Source organism: Streptomyces sp. NBC_00273 (genome assembly GCF_036178145.1).
In the GTDB taxonomy this organism is placed as follows: Bacteria; Actinomycetota; Actinomycetes; order Streptomycetales; family Streptomycetaceae; genus Streptomyces.
On record NZ_CP108067.1, the window covers coordinates 7466033 to 7486047 of the forward strand.

The window sequence follows — 20015 nt, forward strand, 5'->3', positions numbered from 1 at the left end:
AAGGCGTAATGTTCAGTCATGGACCGCCGCATTTTCGGGCTGGAGAACGAGTACGGCGTCACGTGCACGTTCAGGGGACAGCGCCGACTGTCTCCTGACGAAGTGGCGCGCTACCTCTTCCGCCGTGTTGTGTCATGGGGCCGCAGCAGCAATGTCTTCCTGCGGAACGGCGCCCGCCTGTACCTCGACGTGGGTTCGCATCCGGAATATGCAACTCCCGAATGCGACAACGTGACCGAGTTGGTCACTCACGACAAAGCAGGCGAGCGCATTCTCGAAGGTCTGCTCGTCGACGCCGAACGACGCCTGCACGAGGAAGGAATCGCGGGCGACGTCTATCTCTTCAAGAACAACACCGACTCGGCGGGCAACTCGTACGGCTGCCACGAGAACTACCTGGTGGCCCGGCACGGGGAATTCTCCCGCCTGGCGGACATTCTCATCCCGTTCCTCGTCACGCGCCAGCTGATCTGTGGCGCCGGCAAGGTGCTGCAGACGCCGCGGGGTGCGGTCTACTGCGTGAGTCAGCGGGCCGAGCACATCTGGGAGGGCGTCAGCTCCGCGACGACCCGCTCGCGGCCGATCATCAACACCCGGGACGAGCCGCACGCGGACGCCGAGCGCTACCGCAGGCTGCACGTGATCGTGGGTGACTCGAACATGTCCGAGACGACCATGCTGCTCAAGGTCGGGGCCACCGACCTGGTGCTGCGCATGATCGAGGCGGGCACGGTGATGCGGGACCTGACCCTGGAGAACCCGATCCGGGCGATCCGTGAGGTCAGCCACGACATCACGGGTCAGCGCAAGGTGCGCCTCGCGAGCGGCCGGGAGGCTTCGGCGCTGGAGATCCAGCGGGAGTACTACGAAAAGGCGGTGGACTTCGCCGAGCGCCGGGGGATCCGTACCGGCGTGGTGGACCAGGTGCTGGAGCTGTGGGGCCGCACGCTCGACGCGATCGACGCGGAGGACCTGGACCGGATCGGGACCGAGATCGACTGGGTCATGAAGTACCAGCTGATTGAGCGGTACCGGGCCAAGCACAACATGACCATGTCGAATCCGCGGGTGGCTCAGATAGACCTCGCGTACCACGACATCCACCGTCGGCGCGGGCTGTACTACCTGTTGGAGCGCAAGGGGCAGGCGGCGCGGATCTGCAACGACCTGAAGATCTTCGAGGGCAAGTCGGTGCCCCCGCAGACGACGCGGGCGCGGTTGCGCGGGGACTTCATCCGGCGGGCTCAGGAGCAGCGGCGGGACTTCACGGTCGACTGGGTGCACCTGAAGCTCAATGACCAGGCGCAGCGGACGGTGCTGTGCAAGGACCCGTTCCGGTCGGTGGACGACCGGGTGGAGAAGCTGATCGCGGGCATGTAGGACCCGCAGGGTGACCGCAGTGTGACATCGCACTCCTCGCTAGGGCCCCGTACGTCTCTCGTACGGGGCCCTGTGCACGGCTTAGAGTGGCGAGCGACCGCTTTGCCGTCTGAGATCTGAGGAACACGTGCGCCGACTTGCCGGCCTGCTTGTCGTACCCCTGCTGCTGCTGACGACCGCAGCGTGTGGCGATGACAGCGGCTCCGACTCCGCCCAGATGAAGAACGGGGCTCCCGCGATCACCAAGGGTGCCGCCTTCGGGGAGACGCCCACCCTGTCGAAGGGGAAGGGCGCGCCGCCCAAGGAGCTCAAGGTGGTGACCATCAGCGAGGGCGCCGGGCCGGTGCTCAAGAAGGACGACATCGCGCAGGTCCACTACCTCGGCCAGGTGTGGGACGGCAACGAGTCGTTCGACAAGAGCTTCGGGCGGCCCGTGCCCTTCGACGTGACGATCGGTGCGGGCGCGGTCATCAAGGGCTGGGACCAGGGCCTGGAGGGCCAGAAGGTCGGCAGCCGCGTCGAGCTGGTGATCCCGCCGGAGCTCGGTTACGGGGCCCAGGGCTCGCCCCCGAAGATCAAGCCGAACGCCACGCTGGTCTTCGTCGTGGACATCGTCAAGGGCACGTCCGTACCGGCCTCGGCCACGGGCAAGGAAGTCGCCCAGGACAACAAGGACCTGCCCAAGGTCGGCACGAACACGGACGGCAAGGAAGTGTCGGTGACCGTCCCGAAGGACACCGCCGAGCCCACCAAGCTGGTCTCGGACTACGTCCTGGAGGGTGACGGCGCGGTCGTGAAGGACACCGACAGCGTCGTGGTCAGGTTCAACGGCAAGACGTGGAAGGACGACAAGTCCTTCGAGAGCACCTACACCAGTGGCCAGGCCGTCACCTGGCCGCTGGGTGAGCTTTCGGTCAAGGGTCTGAAGGACGGCATCGTCGGCAAGAAGGCCGGCAGCCGCATCCTGCTGGTCATCCCGCCGGACCAGGCCTTCGGGGACAAGGAGCAGGGCACCATCCCGGCGAAGTCGACGCTGGTCTTCAGCCTCGACATCGTCGCGGTGATGTAAGACTGTTCCGGTTGACCGTTTCGTACGTATGAGGAGAAGTTCCGTGAGTGACCTCCAGAAGCCCGAGATCGACTTCCCCGAGGGCGAGGCCCCCAAGGACCTCGTGATCGACGACATCTGGGTGGGCGACGGCGCCGAGGCCAAGAAGGGCGACCGGGTCTCCGTCCACTACGTGGGTGTGGCCTTCTCCACCGGCGAGGAGTTCGACGCCTCCTGGAACCGCGGTTCCGCGCTGCAGTTCCAGCTCGGCATCGGTCAGGTCATCGCAGGCTGGGACCAGGGCGTCCAGGGCATGAAGGTCGGTGGCCGCCGCAAGCTGACGATCCCGGCGCACCTCGCGTACGGCGACCGTGGCGCGGGCGGTGCGATCGCCCCGGGCGAGACGCTGATCTTCGTTTGCGACCTGGTCAAGGTCGGCTGATCCGGCCATCCGCGATCGGTGCAGGGGCCCCCGCCGTCCGGTGGGGGCCCCTCGCTTTTGCCCGGGCGCGCCGGGGCGGTACGGTCAACGGTCAACGGGTCCGTCCGCAACCGGTCGTGTCCCGTGTGACGGTCCGACGGATGTGCAGGCGGAGAAGGGCGGAAGGGCGTCGATGGCGATTGCCAAGGCCGAGCGGCTGATGAATCTGGCGCTGTGTCTGCTGGGGACCCGCCGGCCGCTCAGCAAGCGGGAGTTGCGCGGTTCCATCGAGGCCTACATGGAAGCCGGCAACGACGAGTCGTTCAACCGCATGTTCGAGCGGGACAAGGACGATCTGCGCGAACTCGGCCTGGTCATCGAGACGGTGGAGAACCTGGACGGCGAGACCGGTTACCTGGCCCGCCGGGACAGCAACCGGTTGCCTCCCGTCTCGCTGGACGCCGAGGAGGCCGCCGCCCTGGGGCTGGCGGCCAAGGTCTGGCAGCAGGCGCGGTTGGCGGGGGCCGCCAGCGGGGCCCTGCAGAAGCTGCGCGCGGGCGGGATGCCCGAGGCGGAGGACCCGTACGAGGGACAGCACAGTGCGATCGAGCCGCGCATCCCGGTCCACGAGGCGGCCTTCGAGCCGCTGATGCTGGCCTGCCGGGACCGCCGGCCGGTGGTCTTCGACTACCGCAAGTCCACCGCCGCCCGGCCCGAGGCCCGGCAGGTGGAGCCCTGGGCGCTGGAGTGCTGGCGCGGCCACTGGTACCTGGCCGGTTATGACCGCGACCGCGGGGCGGAGCGGGTGTTCCGGCTCTCGCGGATCACCGGCAAGGTCCGCTCCCGGGCCGCGAAGTACACGGCCGACGTGCCGGACGTGGTGACCGTGCGGGAGACCGTGGCGAGCTGGGCCGGGGAGAGCGCGGACCGCAGCGCGCTGATCCGGCTGCGGGCCGGGGCGGGCTACCCGCTGCGGGCCAAGGCCACCGCGGTGCGCGAGGGCGGGGACGGCTGGGACGAGCTGGAGATCCCGTACGGGCACGGGCTGGACGCCTGGCTGGTCGAGTTCGGGCCCGACGTCGTCGTGGTCGGTCCGGCCGACCTGCGGGCGGACGTGGTGGACCGGCTGCGGGCCGTGGCCGGGGCCTGATCGGGCCCGATCCCGGGGCCCGCGGGCCCGGCGGCCGATCCGCGGCCGCACCGTTTCACAAGAGCGACATCCAAGACGTGCCCTGAGGGGGAGACGTACCAGCATGGCTGCCAACGCCATCGACCAGACCCGCCGGATGCTGTCCCTGGTGACCTACCTGCGCGAGCGCCCCGGTGCGCACGTCGCGGACGTCGCGCGTGCCTTCGGGATCACGGAGGACGAGCTGATCTCGGACCTCGACGTGCTGCCCATGTGCGGGACGAGCTTCCGGGGCGGGGACCTGCTCGACATCGACACCGACGGGGAGCGCATCTGGTGGCGCAATCCCGACGCCTCGGGGGAGTCCACCGCGGAGCCGCTGCGGCTGGCCGCCGACGAGGCGACCGCGCTGCTGGTGGCCGCGCGCGCGGTGGCCACCCTGCCGGGGCTGCGCGAGAGCGACCGGAACGCCCTGCTGCGGGCCACGGCCAAGCTGGAGGCGGCCGCGGGGGAGGTGGCCGGGGCCAGTTCCCGGCTGTCGGTGACCTTCGAGTCCGAGGGCGGGGTCTTCGCGGACGTCGACCGGGCCATCGCGGAGCGCCGGCGGTTGTGGCTGCGCTACTACTCGCCCGCGCGGGACGAGCTCACCGAGCGCACGGTCGACCCGATCCGGCTCTTCGCGGTGGGGCACACGTACATGGAGGGCTGGTGCCACATCTCGGAGGCCCGGCGGACCTTCCGACTCGACCGGGTCGCGGAGATCCGGCTGCTGGACGAGCGGGCCGAGCCGCCCGCCATCGAGCCGCGCGACCTGTCCGAGGGGCTGGTCCAGCCGGCGGCCGAGGACCCGGAGGTCGTGGTCGAGGTGGGGCCGGGCGGGCGCTGGGTCGCCGAGTACTACCCGCACGACAGCGCGGAGGAGCTGGCCGGGGGCGGTCTGCGGATCACCCTGCGCAGCCCGGACCCGGCCTCGTTGCGCCGGCTGGCGCTGCGGCTGGGCCGTGAGGGCCGGATCGTCGCTCCGGCCGAGCTGGCGGACAGCGCGCGCAGCGCCGCCCGGGAGGCGCTGGCGGGGTACGGGGAACAGGTCTGAGGGGAACGCGGTCGATGTCGCCAACGTCCGGGCCCGTCGCCTTCAAGGCTTCTTGTCCCGACTGCCGGGCCCGCTTCGAGCTGGACGCGGGCGCCCTGCGGCTGGCCATCGGGGGGAGCAGGCGGGCCACCTTCTATTCCTTCACCTGTCCGGCATGCGGTGCCGCCGTACGCAAACCCGCCGGCGAGCGGATCGTGGAACTGCTCACCGGTGGTGGCGTGAGCACCCTGCGCAGCATTTGACCGGGCGGGTGGCCTAGGCTCGCCCCATGCTGTGGCCGATGTTCGCAATTGTCCTGGGCTTCCTCGGAGTGGCCGTGCTCGCCGTGCTCGCGGTGCGGGTGTACGTGGAGGTGCGCAGACTGGCGTCCCAGGTGGCGCAGGCCAGCCGCCGGGTCACCGACGCTTCGGCGGACCTCGAGCGGGCGGCCGTCGACCTGGCCCGGGCGGGACACGGCGTACGTCCCTGACCCGGGGACGAACGCGTGTGACCTGGGCATGATGAACCTGCCCAGGTGCAACCGCGGTGACCCCCGGGGATTGCCGGGCGTTAACCCCCTGGGGTTACGATCCTCGGTAGAGCAAGTCCTAGGCGCCCGTCCGGCGTGCTGTGAACCTCGGAGAAGAAGGAAGATACCTATGGGCAACTTCAGGGGTTGGGAAATCCTCGTCATTGTCGGACTCATCATCCTGCTGTTCGGCGCCAAGAAGCTCCCTGACATGGCCCGCTCCCTCGGCAAGTCGGCCCGCATCCTCAAGAGCGAGGCCAAGGCCATGAAGAAGGACGGCGAGGGTGACGACGTTGCCGCCGCCGCGCCCGCGGACCAGTCCGCGCAGCAGCCCGTCGCCCCGCGTACCATCCAGGCCGCTCCGGGTGACGTCAGCAGCTCGCGTCCGGTGAGCGAGCCGAACCGCACCGCCCAGGGCTGACACCCGCCGTACACGCCAGTCATCTGCAACGAGACAAGGGACGTGGGTTGCTCAACTCTGCCCGCAAGCAGGAGAAGAAGGAACGGCAGGCGAAGGACGCCGAAGGGCGCATGCCTCTCGTCGAGCACCTGCGTGAGCTTCGTAACCGCCTGCTGAAGTCGGTCCTGGCGATCGTGGTGATCACGATCATCGCCGCGTTCTTCTACCGGGAGATCATCAACTTCCTGTTGAAGCCGATGCTGGACTCCGTCGGCTGCACGGACGGTGTGGTGACCCAGCGCAACGGCCGCCCCTGCGCCGACATGACCGTGAACGGCCTGATCTCGGCGTTCTCGATCGCCCTGAAGGTCGCACTGATGGCCGGTGTGGTGCTGTCCGCCCCGGTGTGGCTGTACCAGCTGTGGGCGTTCGCCGCGCCCGGGCTGCACAGCCACGAGAAGAAGTACGCGCGGAGCTTCGTCGCGGTCGGCGCGCCCCTCTTCCTGACCGGCGCGGTGATCGCGTACAAGATCCTCCCGCAGACCGCGACGATCATGCTCGAGTTCACCCCCGACCACGCGCGCAACCTGCTGCCGGTCGACGACTACCTCGACCTGGTCACCCGCATGGTGATCGTGTTCGGCCTCGCCTTCGAGCTGCCGCTGCTGCTGATCCTGCTGAACTTCACCGGTGTGCTCACCGGCAAGCGGCTGGCGAGCTGGTGGCGGGGCATGGTCCTCGGCATCACGATCTTCGCCGCCTTCGCGACGCCCACCGGTGACCCGCCGACGATGCTCGCGCTGGCCGTGCCCATCGTGGCCCTCTACTTCGCCGCCCTCGGCATCTGTCTCCTCAACGACCGCAGGCGCAGGCGCAACGACCCCGACGCGGATCTGAGCGACGACGAAGCCTCACAGCTGGACCTCACCCCGGCGCCGATCGGCGCGCTGGAATCCGTTCCGGCCCCCGCGGCGCTGCCCGAACAGGCCGACGGCGGACGCCAGCGGATCAACGGCTACGACGACGCCACCTGACGGGTGCGCCCCCGGCTACCGCCGGGAGGTGCCCCGGGGGGCGACCGGGGCCCGAGAACGGGCTCCGGTACATTCCCGTGGATGAGCCACGAGGTCACCCTCTTCGTCAATCCCACAGCCGGACGCGGCCGGGGCGCGCACGCCGCGCAGCCGGCCGCTTCGGCTGTCCGGGAGGCAGGTTTCTCCGTACGGACCGTCGTGGGCGCCGATGCGCCGGACGCGCTGGCCCGGCTGACGGCCGCCGTCCGTGAGGGCACCGGTGCGGTGATCGCGGTGGGCGGCGACGGGGTGGTCTCCCTGGCGCTCCAGGCCCTGGCGGGGACGCCGGTGCCGCTCGGGGTGGTCGCGGTGGGCACCGGGAACGATTTCGCGCGCGCGATGGGGCTGCCCGTACGGGAGCCGGCGCGGGCCGGGCGGATGGCCGCCGAAGCCGTCAAGGAGAGCCGGATCCGGGAGATCGACCTGGGCCGGGTGGGCGGCGCCGACTACGAGAAGTGGTTCGGGACCGTGCTGTGCTCCGGCTTCGACTCGCGGGTCAACGACCGGGGCAACCGGATGCGGCTGCCGGCCGGGCGGTTCAAGTACGACCTGGCGATGATCGCGGAGCTGGCCGCCTTCCGACCGTTCCCGTACCGGATCACCCTGGACGACGGGCCGGTGATCGAGACCGAGGCCACGCTGGTGGCCGTCGGCAACGGATCCTCCTACGGCGGGGGCATGCGCATCTGCGCGGACGCCGTCCCCGACGACGGACTCTTCGACGTCACGGTGGTCGGCGACTGCAGCCGGGCCACCCTGCTCAAGGTGTTCCCGCAGGTCTACAAGGGCCGCCACCTCGACCATCCGAAGGTGACCGTCCACCGGGTCAGGAAGATCACCCTGGAGGCGGCGGGCCTGAGCGCGTACGCGGACGGCGAGCCGCTGGGGGCGCTGCCGGTGACCGCCGAATGCGTTCCCCGGGCCGTCCGGCTGCTCACTTAAATGATCGCGACTGTTGTCAGAGGTGGCGGGTAGGCTCGACAGCAAGATGACCGAAGAACTCTCACCCGCCGAGCGGTACGCCGCTGCCCGGATCCGCGCCGCCGAAGAGGCCTCTGCCCTGGCCCCCTTCCGCGAGATGTACGACTTCGACCTGGACCCGTATCAGGTCGAGGCATGCAAGGCGCTGGAGGCCGGCAAAGGCGTCCTCGTCGCCGCCCCGACCGGCTCGGGCAAGACCATCGTCGGCGAGTTCGCCGTGCACTTGGCCCTCCAGCAGGGACGCAAGTGCTTCTACACGACGCCGATCAAGGCGCTGTCGAACCAGAAGTACGCCGACCTCGTCAAGCGCTACGGCGCCGACAAGGTGGGCCTGCTGACGGGTGACAACAGCGTCAACTCCGAGGCGCCGGTGGTCGTGATGACCACCGAGGTGCTCCGCAACATGCTGTACGCGGGCTCGCAGTCGCTGCTCGGCCTCGGCTACGTCGTGATGGACGAGGTCCACTACCTCTCCGACCGGTTCCGCGGGGCCGTCTGGGAGGAAGTGATCATCCACCTCCCCGAGTCGGTGACCCTGGTCTCCCTGTCGGCCACCGTGTCCAACGCCGAGGAGTTCGGCGACTGGCTGGACACCGTGCGCGGGGACACCGAGGTGATCGTCTCCGAGGAGCGGCCCGTACCGCTGTGGCAGCACGTCATGGCCGGCCGTCGGATCTACGACCTCTTCGAGGAGGAGTCCGACCACGGCGGCCGCGGCTCCGCGCGCCGGGAGGTCAATCCCGACCTGCTGCGCATGGCGCGCGAGGAGAACAGCCGCACCTACAGTCCGAAGGACCGGCGGCGCGGCAAGATGGTCCGCGAGGCCGACCGCGAGCGCGAGCGGCGCTCCCGCGGCCGGATCTGGACCCCGTCCCGCCCCGAGGTCATCGCCCGCCTCGACAGCGACGGGCTGCTGCCCGCCATCAACTTCATCTTCAGCCGGGCCGGCTGCGAAGCCGCCGTCCAGCAGTGCCTGTACGCGGGCCTGCGGCTGAACGACGAATCCGCGCGGCTCAAGGTCCGCGAGCTCGTCGAGGCGCGGACGGCCTCCATCCCCACCGAGGACCTGCACGTCCTGGGGTACTACGAGTGGCTCGAAGGGCTGGAGCGGGGCATCGCCGCGCACCACGCGGGCATGCTGCCCACCTTCAAGGAGGTCGTGGAGGAGCTCTTCGTACGCGGCCTGGTGAAGGCCGTCTTCGCCACGGAGACCCTGGCGCTGGGCATCAACATGCCCGCGCGCACGGTGATCCTGGAGAAGCTGGTCAAGTGGAACGGCGAGCAGCACGCCGACATCACCCCCGGCGAGTACACCCAGCTGACCGGCCGGGCCGGTCGGCGCGGCATCGACGTCGAGGGCCACGCGGTGGTGCTCTGGCAGCGCGGCATGGACCCGGCGGGGCTCGCCGGGCTCGCGGGTACCCGTACGTACCCGCTGCGTTCCAGCTTCAAGCCGTCGTACAACATGGCCGTGAACCTGGTCAGCCAGTTCGGGCGGCACCGCTCGCGCGAGCTCCTGGAGACCTCCTTCGCGCAGTTCCAGGCCGACCGCTCGGTCGTCGGGATCTCCCGGCAGGTGCAGCGCAACGAGGAGGGCCTGGAGGGCTACCAGGAGGGCATGACCTGCCACCTGGGGAACTTCGAGGAGTACGCGCAGCTGCGCCGTGACCTCAAGGACCGCGAGACGGACCTGGCCAAGCAGGGCGCCGCGCAGCGTCGGGTGCAGGCGGCCAGTTCGCTGGAGAAGCTCAAGCCGGGCGACATCATCCACGTGCCGACGGGCAAGTTCGCCGGGCTCGCGCTGGTCCTGGACCCGGGCGTGCCGGCCGGGCGGGTCCACGGCAGTCGTGGGTACGAGTACGCCGAGGGCCCGCGTCCGCTGGTGCTCACCGCCGAGCGGCAGGTCAAGCGGCTCGCCGCGATCGACTTCCCGGTCCCGGTCGAGGCGCTGGACCGGATGCGGATCCCCAAGACCTTCAACGCGCGCTCGCCGCAGTCCCGTCGGGACCTGGCGTCCCAGCTGCGGACCAAGGCCGGGCACATCACTCCGGAGCGGCGTTCCCGCGGCCGGGCCGCGGCCGCCGACGACCGTGAGATCTCCCGGCTGCGCAGCGAGCTGCGGGCGCACCCCTGCCACGGCTGCGACGAGCGCGAGGACCACGCCCGTTGGGCGGAGCGCTACCACCGGCTCAAGCGGGACACGCAAGCGCTGGAGCGGCGGATCGAGGGGCGGACGAACACCATCGCCCGCACCTTCGACCGGATCCACGCGCTGCTGACCGAGCTGGACTACCTGCGCGAGGACGAGGTCACCGTGCACGGCAAGCGGCTCGCCCGGCTGTACGGGGAGCTGGACCTGCTGGCCTCCGAATGCCTGCGCGCCAGGGTGTGGGAGGGCCTGAGCCCGGCCGAACTGGCCGCCTGCGTCTCGGCGTTGGTCTTCGAGGCGCGGCAGTCCGACGACGCGGTCGCGCCGAAGGTGCCCGGTGGCGCGGCGAAGGTGGCGCTCGGCGAGATGGTCCGGATCTGGGGCCGCCTCGACGCTTTGGAGGAGGAGCACCGCATCAACCAGGCGGAGGGCGTGGGCCAGCGCGAGCCGGACCTCGGCTTCGCGTGGGCGGCGTACCAGTGGGCCTCCGACAAGAGCCTGGACGAGGTGTTGCGCGAGGCGGAGATGCCGGCGGGTGACTTCGTGCGCTGGTGCAAGCAGGTCATCGACGTGCTCGGGCAGGTCGCTGCGGCGGCTCCGGCGGCCTCCGGCGACAGCGGGAGCACGGTGGCGCGAAATGCCCGCAAGGCCGTCGACGCATTGCTTCGGGGTGTAGTGGCCTACAGCTCGGTCGGCTAGGCGGTTTTGGGGCTTCCTCCGAGCGTGGGGATGGCCTGATCTGATCTCTTGCCATGATCGAATCGGCGTGCTCTGTGCGACGATCGATTCCATGAGTGGGGGAGCGGACGATGGTCCGAGACGGGTCGGTCGGCCACGTGCCGACCGGCTGAGACCGGAGAGCGGCCGGCCGCCGCGCGAGGAACTCCTCTGCGCGGCGGCCGAGTTGTTCACCGCACGGGGATACGCGGCGACCACCACCCGGGCCGTTGCCGAACGGGCCGGGATGCGCCAGGCCACGATGTACCACTACTTCGGCGGCAAGGAGGAGCTCCTCGCCGAACTGCTGGAATCCACGGTGGCACCCTCGCTGGTGCTGGCCCGGCAGTTGCTCGCGGACGACGGGCGGTGCGCTGCGCGGAGGTTGTGGGAGCTGTGCCGCTCCGACGTGCTGCTGCTGTGCGGCGGGCCGTACGACTTGGGGGCGCTCTACCTGCTGCCCGAGCTGGGCGGTTCGCGCTTCGCGCGGTTCCGTCGGATGCGCGGGGAACTCAAGCACGCCTACCGGGTGTTGCTCGCCGGGACCCGCGTCGGCGCCGAGTTGGCCGGGGACGAGGCGGGGCTGAGGCTCCGGGGCGACCTGGTCTTCGGGCTCATCGAGGGCGTCATGCTGATCCACCGCACGGATCCGCAGCGGCCGGTGACGGCCTTCGCGGAGGCCACCGCGGACGCGGCGCTGCGGATCGCGGGCGTCGGCCCTCCAGGCGACAGGACCTAGCGAGCGGCTCCGGCTTCCCAGCCCGCGCGGTCGTCCCAGGCCTGGAGGGTGCGGCCGCTCTCGAAGCGGTGCACGTGCGCGGTCACCGGGTCGGTGAACGCCAGGACCCGGGCCAGGAGTTGCAGCGGCCTGCGGTAGTCGTCCGGGGCCGGATCGGTGACCTGCGGATACACGGGGTCGCCGAGGATGGGCAGGCCCAGGCTGTTCATGTGGACCCGCAGCTGGTGGGTGCGGCCGGTGCGCGGGGTGAGCCGGTAGCGGGCCAGCCCGTCGCGGGCCCCGACGCATTCGACGAGGCTTTCGGCATTGGGCTCGCCGCCGGGCACCTCGACCGCCGCGATGACCCCGCGGGCCTTCTCGATCCGGCTGCGGACCGTGCGCGGGAGGGTGCCGGCGACTTCCGGGTCGTGCGGTGCGAGGGCCTCGTACTCCTTGTGCACCTCGCGCCGCTGGAAGAGGAGCTGGTAGGCGCCGCGGTCCTCGGGCCGGACGCTGAACATCACCAGTCCCGCCGTCAGCCGGTCCAGCCGGTGCGCGGGGCTGAGGCCGGGCAGGTCCAGCTCCTCGCGGAGCCGGGCCAGGGCGGTCTCGGTGATGTGGGAGCCGCGCGGGGTGGTGGCCAGGAAATGCGGCTTGTCCACGACCAGCAGGTGCGCGTCCCGGTGGACGACGGAGATCGGGAAGGGCACCCGCGGCTCCGGCTCCACGTCCCGGTGGAACCACAGGTAGGCACCCGGCTCGTACGGGTCCTGCGCGCGCAGGACCCGCCCGCCGGTGCCCAGTACCCGGCCCGCGGCCAGCAGGCGGGCGACCGAGTCGGCGCCGCGGGTGCCGGCGTAGCGTGCCGCGAGGTAGTCGCCCAGATCCGGCCACGTCCCGTCCGGGTCGGGCGGGAGCCGCAGCCGGACCGGGTCGATGCCGGCACGCTGGGGGAGGGGCGAGGGCGGTGGCTGGGCTCTGCGTCTCATCGGGGAACAGGCTATGCGGCTACTGCTGGGTGAAAGTGCCCAGGTGGTCGGCGTCGAGGTATTCCACGCGCAGGGTGCCGTCGGCGAAGACCACCCCGGTGCGGCCGACCGCGTTCTCGCCGGCGGTCATGAAGCTGAAGGTGTCCCCGTCGTAGTGGGTCAGCGGGAAGCGCAGGGGCTCGGGGCCGAGGGCCAGGGTGAGCGCGCCGTTGTCGTCGGCGGTCACGGTGGCCTTGCCGTAGTAGGGGTTGTCGTAGGTTCCGGTGTACGCGGCGCTGTCCCGGGCCGGCTGGGCTCCGGCGGGCGGGTGGGCGTAGTCGGTCTTCGATCCGTTCGGGGGTTCGAGAGTCGTCGCGTAGGCGGAAGCGGCGAGGGCGAGCCAGTCGGTGGAGACCTTGCCGTGCTCGGCGTAGTCGAAGAAGTCCAGGGCCACGGCGTCGGGCAGGCCGACCGGCGCGCCGTTGGTCAGGACGACGATGCCGAGCCGCTCCAGCGGGAGCATGGTGACGTTGGTGTTGGCGCCGAGGTCGAAGGCGCCGGAGTGACTCAGGCGGGTGCGGCCGGCGCTGTCGTAGCTGACGTTCCAGCCGAGGCCGTAGAAGCTGGTGGTGCCGACGGCGTTGGTCGGCTGCGACACGATCTCGGGCACGTGGGTCCGGGCGAGGGTGTCGGCGGGGACGATCCGCTTCCCGTCGAGGGTGCCGCCGGCCAGCTGCAGCCGCAGCCAGCGGGCCATGTCGGTGGCGGTGGAACTGACACCGCCGGCCGGGGCCTGGGCGTCCGGGTCGCGGACGAAGCGCGGGCTCCAAGTGCCGTCCGCGTTCTTGACGTGGGTGGCGGCGTGGTCGGGGGAGTTGATGAAGGCGGAGAACTCGGTGCTCGTACGGGTCATGCCGGCGGGCTTGAAGAGGGTGTCGGCGCTGAGCTTCTGCCAACTGGTGCCCTTGGCGCGGGCGACGGCCTCGGCGGCCGCGGTGAACCCGAAGTTGGTGTACGCGTAGCTCGCCCGGAACGGGCCGAGGGGCTCCAGGCGCAGGTGGTCCAGGATGTACGCCTGGTCGTAGCCGAGGTCTTCGAGGAGGTCGCCGGCGTGGTCGGGGAGGCCGCTGCGGTGGGAGAACAGGTCGGCGGTGGTGACGTGGCCGGTGACCCAGGGGTCCTTCAGGGAGAACCCGGGCAAGGCGGTGCGGTCGTCCCACTCCTGGGGGTCGGTGAGGGTGCCGGCCACGACCGTTGAGGAGACGGGCTTGGACAGCGAGGCGATCTGGAAGACGGTATCGGGGCCGACCTTCGCGCTCTCGCCGGTCCTGCGCAGCCCGTAGCCCTTGATGTGGACGACCTCGTCGTCGTGGACCACGGCCACGGACACGCCGGGGACCCCGGTGCGGCGCATCATGTCCTCGACGGTGCGGTCGAGGCGGGCGACGGCCCTGTCGACGGCGGCGTCCGTGATCTGGGGCGTCGGGGCGGGGGGCGGGGTGGGCGCGGCCGTTGCCGTGGCGGTGGCCGTGACGCCTACCGCCGCGGTCAGGAGGACCGCGGCCCCGGCTGCTCCGAGGGCGGGGAGCGTACGCATGGGGTCATTGTCCTGCCGGGGAGCGCGGAGCGCGCGGCGCCGTTGCCGGGGGCGCCGCCCCCGGACCCCGCGCCTCAAACGCCGGCGGGGCTTGGGGGAGAAGGCGGGGCTCAAAGGAGACGCCGGCGGGGATGGGCCCGCCGGCGTGGGGAAACCTTTAGGCAGCGGCGCGGTGTTCCTGTTCGGCCTCGACCGAGGCGTTCCAGTCCCGCTTGATCGCGCGCCAACCCTCGTCCGTCTCGCCCAGGCGCCAGTAGCCCGAGATCGACAGCCGCTCGCGCGGGACGCCGCGCTCCATGCGCAGGTGGCGGCGCAGGTCCTTGACGAAGCCGGCCTCGCCGTGGACGAAGGCGTGGACGTCCGTGCTCGGGAACTCCATGGAGGTGACGGCCTCCACCAGGGCCTCGCCCACCGGGCGGTCGCCGCGGTGCAGCCAGATCGGCACGATGCCGTCCGGGGTGGCGACCTTCAGCTCGTCGGCCGGTCCGTCGATCTCGACGATGGCGTGGACCTGCGCGCCCGCCGGCATCCGCTCCATCGCGGCGGCGATCGCCGGGAGGGCGCTCTCGTCGCCCACCAGGAGGTGCCAGCCGGCCACCGGGTCCGGGGCATAGGCGCCGCCCGGACCGAGGAAGCGCACGACCTCGCCCGGCTGTACCCGCGCCGCCCAAGGGCCGGCCAGACCCTCGTCGCCGTGGACCACGAAGTCGAGGGTCAGCTCCAGGTGCGCGGGGTCCCAGCTCCGTACCGTGTACGCGCGCTGGCGCGGCCACTGCGCGCGCGGGAAGTCGGCGCGGATCCGGTCCAGGTCCCACGGCGCGGGGTAGCTGACGCCCGCCGGGGCGAACAGCAGCTTGACGTACTGGTCGGTGTACTCGCCCGCGCCGAACTCCCGGAGGCCCTCACCGCCCAGCACGAGGCGCACCATGTGCGGCGAAAGCCGCTCGGTGCGTACGACGACGGCGGTGCCGACGGTGCGGGCGCGTCCTTCTGCCACGGTGACTCCCCTGACTCCATGAAACTTAGCCTTACCTAAGTTATCACCTCATGGGCGCAGCGCGCTGCTCAGGCGAGCGACTGCACCCCCCAGACCCCACCGGTGGGCTAGCGCATCCACCAGTTCGGGTTGTGCCGGGGCCGTCGGAAGGGCCGGGTCGAACGCCGGGAGCGGCACGTCCGAGGCCACCTGGACCACCTTCGGGGCAACCGCCAGATAGGGCCGGGACTCGTCCAGTCGCTTGCGCTGGGTCGGGGTCAGCTTCGACTTCGGGTCGTCGACCGCCGCGATGATCCCGGCCAGGGTGCCGTAGGCGTCCAGGAGTTTGGCGGCCGTCTTCTCGCCGATGCCGGGGACCCCCGGCAGGCCGTCGCTCGGGTCCCCGCGCAGCAGCGCCAGGTCCGCGTAACCGGGGCCGTCCACCCCGTACTTCTCGCGGAGCCACGCCTCGTCGGTCACTTGCAGGGTGCCCACGCCCTTGAGCGGGTACAGCACCCGCCGCTGCCGGGCGTCGTCCACCAGCTGGTACAGGTCCCGGTCGCCGGTGACGATGTCCACCGGGCCGCTCGCGCGGGCGGTGAGCGTGCCGATCACGTCGTCCGCCTCGTACCCGGCGACCCCGACCCGGGCGATGCCGAAGGCGTCCAGCGCCGCTTCGATGATCGGCACCTGCGGGGCGAGCGTGTCCGGGGTCTCCTCCACGTCGGGGCCGGTCTCGGTCTCCTCGGCCACCCGGTGCGCCTTGTAGGAGGGGATCAGCTCCACCCGCCAGTGCGGCCGCCAGTCGGCGTCCATGCACGCCACCAGATCGTCCGGCCGGTGGTCCTGGACGAGCCGGCCGATGAAGTCGAGCAGCCCGCGCACGGCGTTGACCGGGGTGCCGTCGGGGGCCTTCACCGAGTCCGGCACACCGAAGTAGGCGCGGTAGTAGAGGGAGGCGGTGTCCAGGAGCATCAGGCGTCGTGTCGTCACGGAGTCGATGATGCCGCAACGCCCCCGGCGGACGTCCAGGCCGTCGGGACGCCCCGCGCCGCGACGGACAGTGAGCGCATGTGTACGGGAAGAGCCGTGCACGCGAAACCGGAGGCGGTTGCTGCGTAAGGTGCTTACAGCACACCGATGTGCGACAGACATGGGGAGGGCAGCCCCGACATGAACGACAGGGACGGCACCGACGGCATTGATGGCATGGACGGCAAGCTGAACGACAGGGACGACAAGAGCAAGGACAAGGACGGCAAGGAGCCGCTCCGGGTGGGCGTGGCCGTGCGCAAGCGGCGCCGGGCGCTCCACCTCACGCTGGCCGCGGTCTCGGCGCGCAGCGGCCTGTCGGTGCCCTTCCTGAGTCAGATAGAGAACGAGCGGGCCCGACCCAGCATGCGCTCCCTGGAGCGGGTCGCGGACGCGCTGGAGACCACGGCCGTCGAGCTGCTGGCCGCCTCCGACACCGCGCGCACGGTGGACCTCGTACGGGCCGGTGACGCCCCCGCGCTCACCCCGGTTCCGGGCGTACGGCCCCTGGTGCGCGGCCACCACCAGTTGCACGCGATGGAGTTCACCGGGGACCAGGACGCCGGACGCGAGTACCAGCACCGCAACGACGAACTGATGTACGTGGTCGAGGGTGCCTGCCAGGTCGAAGCGGAGGGGCGGGCGTACCGGCTGGAGAGCGGGGACGCGCTGTTCCTGTCCGGCGGCGTGCGCCACCGCTGGCGGGCGGTCACCGAGGAGACCCGGATCCTGGTCGTCGCGGTGGGCGAGCACATCCACGCGACTTCCGAGCCCCCGTCTCCGGGACACTGAGCGGCGTGCGGCGGGTCGTCTCGCTGGTGCCCTCGCTGACCGAGGCGGTGGCCGTGAGCGCGCCGGGGCTGTTGGTCGGGGTCACCGACTGGTGCACGCATCCCGGGGACCTCGGCGACGCGGTGCGGATCGGGGGGACGAAGAACCCCGACGTGCGGCGGATCGCGGAGCTCCGGCCGGACCTGGTGATCGCCAACGAGGAGGAGAACCGGGCCCCCGACCTGGCGGCGCTGCGCGCGGCCGGGGTGGAGGTGCTGGTCACCGAGGTCCGCGCGCTGCCGCAGGCGCTGCGGGAGCTGGACCGGGTGTTGGTGGGGGCGCTGGGGCTGACGAGGCCGGGGTGGCTGGCGGATGCGGAGCGGGCGTGGGCCCGGGTGGAGCCGCTCGCGGAGCTCACCGCCTTCGTGCCGATCTGGCGGCGGCCGTGGATGGTGCTGGGCCGGGACACCTTCGCCGGGGACCTGCTGGCGCGGCTGGGGGTCCGCAACGTCTACGCCGGACACCCCGAGCGGTATCCCCGGGTGCCGGTGGAGGAACTCGCCGCGGCCTGCTGCGACCTGGTGGTGCTCCCGGACGAGCCGTACCGCTTCACCGTCGAGGACGGCCCGGAGGCCTTCCCGGGCCTGCCCGCCGCCCTCGTCGACGGCCGGCACCTGACCTGGTACGGACCCTCGCTGGCCGGGGCCCCGGGGGTGCTGTCGCAGGCCTTGCGCGCGGCGCTGTAGCGCTTGGCTCCCGCCGGGGTTGCCGACTCCGGCCGGCCGGTGGTGCCGGGGCTCTGCCCCGGGCCCCGCGTCGCAATCGCCGGCGGGGCCGGGTGGTGCGGCGAGGCTCCGACAGTGCCCCGAAGCCGCCCCGCGCACCGGTCCCTACGCCGACCCGAGCCTGCCCGTCCCGCCCCGGGGGGTCTGGCCGGCCAGCAGTCGGCCGGAGATCAGGCCGCGGAGGGTGTGGGCGGCGGCCAGGAGCCAGGCGGTCAGCAGGCCCAGGAAGAGGGTCGTGGCCAGCCAGGCGAAGGCGGTCAGGCCGGTGTGGTGGGCGAGGCCGGTGGCGCCGGTGACGCAGGTTCCGAGGGGGAAGGTCAGGGCCCACCAGGTCATCGCGAAGCCCATGCCGCCACGGGCCGCCCGCACCAGCATGGCCACGGCCAGGGCCAGCCACAGCAGGGCGAAGCCCATCACGGGGACCCCGTAGACGACGGCGAAGGCGCCCAGCGCGCCGGCGTAGGTGCCGTCGATCGACTGGGGGGCGACGTCGGCGAGCTGGTTCACGGCGGTCGTGGACTGGCCGAGGGGGCCCAGGACCAGGAACAGGGTCGGGGTCAGGACCAGCGGGAGGGGGCCGCCCACGATCAGCCGACCGAAGATCAGGGGGAGCATCAGCAGGGTGGCCAGCAGGCTGATGCCGAACATGGCGTAGCAGGCGAGCAGCAGGGCCTCGCGGGGCTGGCCGGCGGGCAGGTGGGGTATCAGCAGCGGGCCCAGGGCGGCGGAGACCATCGGGGCCACGAGGGGGAGCAGCCAGACGGGAGTGGCCTGCTCGGGCTCGACCTTGTGCCGCACGACCATCAGGTAGGGCACGACCACGGCCATGACCAGGCCGATCGCGGTACCGGCGGTGAAGAGCACGGTGTCCACGGCGACGGCGGCGCCGGTGCCGATGAGGTCCTTGCCGACGATGAGGGTGCCGCCGCCGACGGCCAGCAGCGCCATCGCGAGGCATCCGTAGAACGGGGCGACGGCCGGGTCCAGGAGGTGGGCGCGGGCCTGGTCGCGGTGGTGGAGCCAGTGCCCGGCGCGGGCCGTGAGCAGGACGGCGAGCAGGACGGCGGACAGGGCCCAGACCAGCTGGCAGGCCACGCGCTGGCCGGGGAGCTGGTACGGGAGGGTCGCGCCGGCGTTGGCGACGATCGCCGTGCCCATGACGCAGGCGTACCAGTTGGGGCCGAGGTGCCGCAGTGCGGGGGCCTTGTGGGCCCGGACCGCGGGAGTGGTGTGGGTGCGGGGTCGCACGAGGGTGGTGGCCATGGATCCAGCCTCGCGCCGGGGCGGACGGGGCGGCAGAGGCCATCTTCCTATGAGGCCATAAACTGATGTTATGGGTAACGAGGAGTGGGTTCCGCTGGCGCACCGGGTACCGGACCTGGGTGCGCTGGAACTGCTGCTCGCGGTCGCGCGGATCGGCAGCCTGAGCGGTGCGGCCCGGCGCCTCGGCATCACCCAGCCCGCGGCGAGCAGCCGGATCCGGGCGATGGAGACCCGGCTCGGCGTGGCCCTGGTGGACCGCTCGCCGCGCGGGTCGACGCTGACGGCCGAGGGCGCGCTCGTCACGGACTGGGCCCGGCGGGTGGTGGAGGCGGCAGAGGCCTTCGACGCGGGTGCGCAGGCGCTGCGCGGGCGCCGGGACTCGCGGCTGCGGGTGGCCGCCAGCATGACCATCGCGGAGTACCTGCTGCCGGGCTGGCTGATCGCCCTGCGCGGGCAGCGCCCGGACACGGCGGTGTCCCTGCACGCCGGGAACTCGGCGGTGGTCGCCGAACGGGTCCTCGCCCACGAGGCCGACCTCGGCTTCGTCGAGGGGCTGACCGTGCCCGAAGGACTGGACTCGGCGGTGATCGCGCAGGACCGCCTGGTGGTGGCCGTGGCCCCGGGGCACCCGTGGGCCCGCCGCGCCAAGGGGGTGGCGGCGGCCGAGCTGGCCTCGACCCCGCTGATCCTGCGCGAGCGGGGTTCGGGCACGCGACAGGTCCTGGACGCCGCGCTGGCCCCGGCCGGCGGGCTGGCCGCGCCGCTGCTGGAACTGGCGTCGACCACGGCGGTGAAGGCGGCGGCGCTGAGCGGTGCGGGGCCGTGCGTACTGTCGGAGCTGGCGGTCGGCGACGAACTGGGCGCGCGGCGGCTGGTGGAGGTTCCGGTGTCGGGCGCGCCACTGGACCGGGCCCTGCGGGCGGTCTGGCCGACCGGTTCCCGCCCGGCGGGCCCGGCCCGTGACCTGCTGTCCCTGACGCACCGGCGGATCTAGGTCGTCTTGGGG

Annotated in this window: 20 protein-coding genes; 15 read left to right on the top strand and 5 right to left on the bottom strand. The window is 71.8% G+C overall.

Features of this window, described 5'->3' with window-relative positions:
- Positions 1 to 18: 18 nt before the first annotated feature.
- The 12 genes from pafA (at position 19) to OG386_RS33390 (ending at position 11638) form a co-directional block, all read left to right on the top strand.
- Positions 19 to 1380 carry a Pup--protein ligase gene (pafA, locus tag OG386_RS33335; protein WP_328791148.1) on the top strand — a complete coding sequence of 454 codons (1362 nt, stop codon included), beginning with the start codon at positions 19 to 21 and terminating at the stop codon, positions 1378 to 1380.
- Between the two features lie 127 nt (positions 1381 to 1507).
- A complete protein-coding gene (locus OG386_RS33340; protein ID WP_328791149.1) occupies positions 1508 to 2449 on the top strand; it encodes an FKBP-type peptidyl-prolyl cis-trans isomerase in 942 nt (313 codons plus the stop codon).
- Between the two features lie 28 nt (positions 2450 to 2477).
- Positions 2478 to 2870 carry an FKBP-type peptidyl-prolyl cis-trans isomerase gene (locus tag OG386_RS33345; protein ID WP_030016328.1) on the top strand — a complete coding sequence of 131 codons (393 nt, stop codon included), beginning with the start codon at positions 2478 to 2480 and terminating at the stop codon, positions 2868 to 2870.
- A gap of 172 nt (positions 2871 to 3042) precedes the next feature.
- Positions 3043 to 3999, top strand: coding sequence for a helix-turn-helix transcriptional regulator (locus OG386_RS33350; RefSeq protein ID WP_328791150.1), 957 nt, complete (start codon positions 3043 to 3045; stop codon positions 3997 to 3999).
- 103 nt (positions 4000 to 4102) lie between these two features.
- The gene (locus OG386_RS33355) at positions 4103 to 5071 is read left to right on the top strand and encodes a helix-turn-helix transcriptional regulator (RefSeq protein WP_328791151.1); all 969 of its coding nucleotides are present in this window, start codon (positions 4103 to 4105) and stop codon (positions 5069 to 5071) included.
- 14 nt (positions 5072 to 5085) lie between these two features.
- The gene (locus OG386_RS33360) at positions 5086 to 5313 is read left to right on the top strand and encodes a hypothetical protein (protein WP_030770382.1); all 228 of its coding nucleotides are present in this window, start codon (positions 5086 to 5088) and stop codon (positions 5311 to 5313) included.
- 26 nt (positions 5314 to 5339) lie between these two features.
- The gene (locus OG386_RS33365) at positions 5340 to 5540 is read left to right on the top strand and encodes a hypothetical protein (RefSeq protein WP_328791152.1); all 201 of its coding nucleotides are present in this window, start codon (positions 5340 to 5342) and stop codon (positions 5538 to 5540) included.
- Between the two features lie 169 nt (positions 5541 to 5709).
- Complete coding sequence (tatA, locus tag OG386_RS33370) at positions 5710 to 6000, top strand: Sec-independent protein translocase subunit TatA (RefSeq protein WP_266598430.1); 291 nt, start codon at positions 5710 to 5712, stop codon at positions 5998 to 6000.
- A 47-nt stretch (positions 6001 to 6047) separates the two neighbouring features.
- Positions 6048 to 7013, top strand: a complete 966-nt coding sequence (gene tatC / locus OG386_RS33375; protein ID WP_328791153.1) for a twin-arginine translocase subunit TatC — start codon at positions 6048 to 6050, stop codon at positions 7011 to 7013.
- A gap of 81 nt (positions 7014 to 7094) precedes the next feature.
- On the top strand, positions 7095 to 7994 hold the full coding sequence (locus OG386_RS33380) for a diacylglycerol kinase (RefSeq protein WP_328791154.1): 900 nt from the start codon (positions 7095 to 7097) through the stop codon (positions 7992 to 7994).
- A gap of 46 nt (positions 7995 to 8040) precedes the next feature.
- Positions 8041 to 10881: a DEAD/DEAH box helicase gene (locus OG386_RS33385; RefSeq protein ID WP_328791155.1), complete on the top strand. Its 2841-nt coding sequence runs from the start codon at positions 8041 to 8043 to the stop codon at positions 10879 to 10881.
- A 91-nt stretch (positions 10882 to 10972) separates the two neighbouring features.
- Positions 10973 to 11638, top strand: a complete 666-nt coding sequence (locus tag OG386_RS33390) for a TetR/AcrR family transcriptional regulator (RefSeq protein WP_328791156.1) — start codon at positions 10973 to 10975, stop codon at positions 11636 to 11638.
- Here OG386_RS33390 and OG386_RS33395 read toward each other — a convergent pair.
- The 4 genes from OG386_RS33395 to OG386_RS33410 all read right to left on the bottom strand — a co-directional run bounded on the left by OG386_RS33395 (position 11635) and on the right by OG386_RS33410 (position 16133).
- The gene (locus OG386_RS33395; RefSeq protein ID WP_328791157.1) at positions 11635 to 12606 is read right to left on the bottom strand and encodes a pseudouridine synthase; all 972 of its coding nucleotides are present in this window, start codon (positions 12604 to 12606) and stop codon (positions 11635 to 11637) included. The genes OG386_RS33390 and OG386_RS33395 overlap by 4 nt on opposite strands.
- A gap of 19 nt (positions 12607 to 12625) precedes the next feature.
- Positions 12626 to 14182, bottom strand: a complete 1557-nt coding sequence (locus tag OG386_RS33400; RefSeq protein WP_328791158.1) for a serine hydrolase — start codon at positions 14180 to 14182, stop codon at positions 12626 to 12628.
- A gap of 157 nt (positions 14183 to 14339) precedes the next feature.
- Positions 14340 to 15179, bottom strand: a complete 840-nt coding sequence (locus OG386_RS33405; protein WP_328791159.1) for a siderophore-interacting protein — start codon at positions 15177 to 15179, stop codon at positions 14340 to 14342.
- 48 nt (positions 15180 to 15227) lie between these two features.
- Positions 15228 to 16133 carry a 5'-3' exonuclease gene (locus OG386_RS33410; protein WP_328793466.1) on the bottom strand — a complete coding sequence of 302 codons (906 nt, stop codon included), beginning with the start codon at positions 16131 to 16133 and terminating at the stop codon, positions 15228 to 15230.
- A gap of 234 nt (positions 16134 to 16367) precedes the next feature.
- Here OG386_RS33410 and OG386_RS33415 point away from each other — a divergent pair, with 234 nt between their 5' ends.
- Together OG386_RS33415 and OG386_RS33420 are read left to right on the top strand one after the other, a co-directional pair.
- On the top strand, positions 16368 to 16982 hold the full coding sequence (locus OG386_RS33415) for a helix-turn-helix domain-containing protein (RefSeq protein ID WP_327388696.1): 615 nt from the start codon (positions 16368 to 16370) through the stop codon (positions 16980 to 16982).
- Between the two features lie 5 nt (positions 16983 to 16987).
- The gene (locus OG386_RS33420; protein ID WP_328791160.1) at positions 16988 to 17707 is read left to right on the top strand and encodes a helical backbone metal receptor; all 720 of its coding nucleotides are present in this window, start codon (positions 16988 to 16990) and stop codon (positions 17705 to 17707) included.
- A gap of 144 nt (positions 17708 to 17851) precedes the next feature.
- Here the strand turns inward: OG386_RS33420 and OG386_RS33425 are convergent, their stop codons facing one another.
- Positions 17852 to 19009: a TDT family transporter gene (locus OG386_RS33425; RefSeq protein WP_328791161.1), complete on the bottom strand. Its 1158-nt coding sequence runs from the start codon at positions 19007 to 19009 to the stop codon at positions 17852 to 17854.
- A gap of 70 nt (positions 19010 to 19079) precedes the next feature.
- Here OG386_RS33425 and OG386_RS33430 point away from each other — a divergent pair, with 70 nt between their 5' ends.
- On the top strand, positions 19080 to 20003 hold the full coding sequence (locus OG386_RS33430; RefSeq protein WP_327386315.1) for a LysR family transcriptional regulator: 924 nt from the start codon (positions 19080 to 19082) through the stop codon (positions 20001 to 20003).
- The last annotated feature ends 12 nt before the right edge of the window (positions 20004 to 20015 follow it).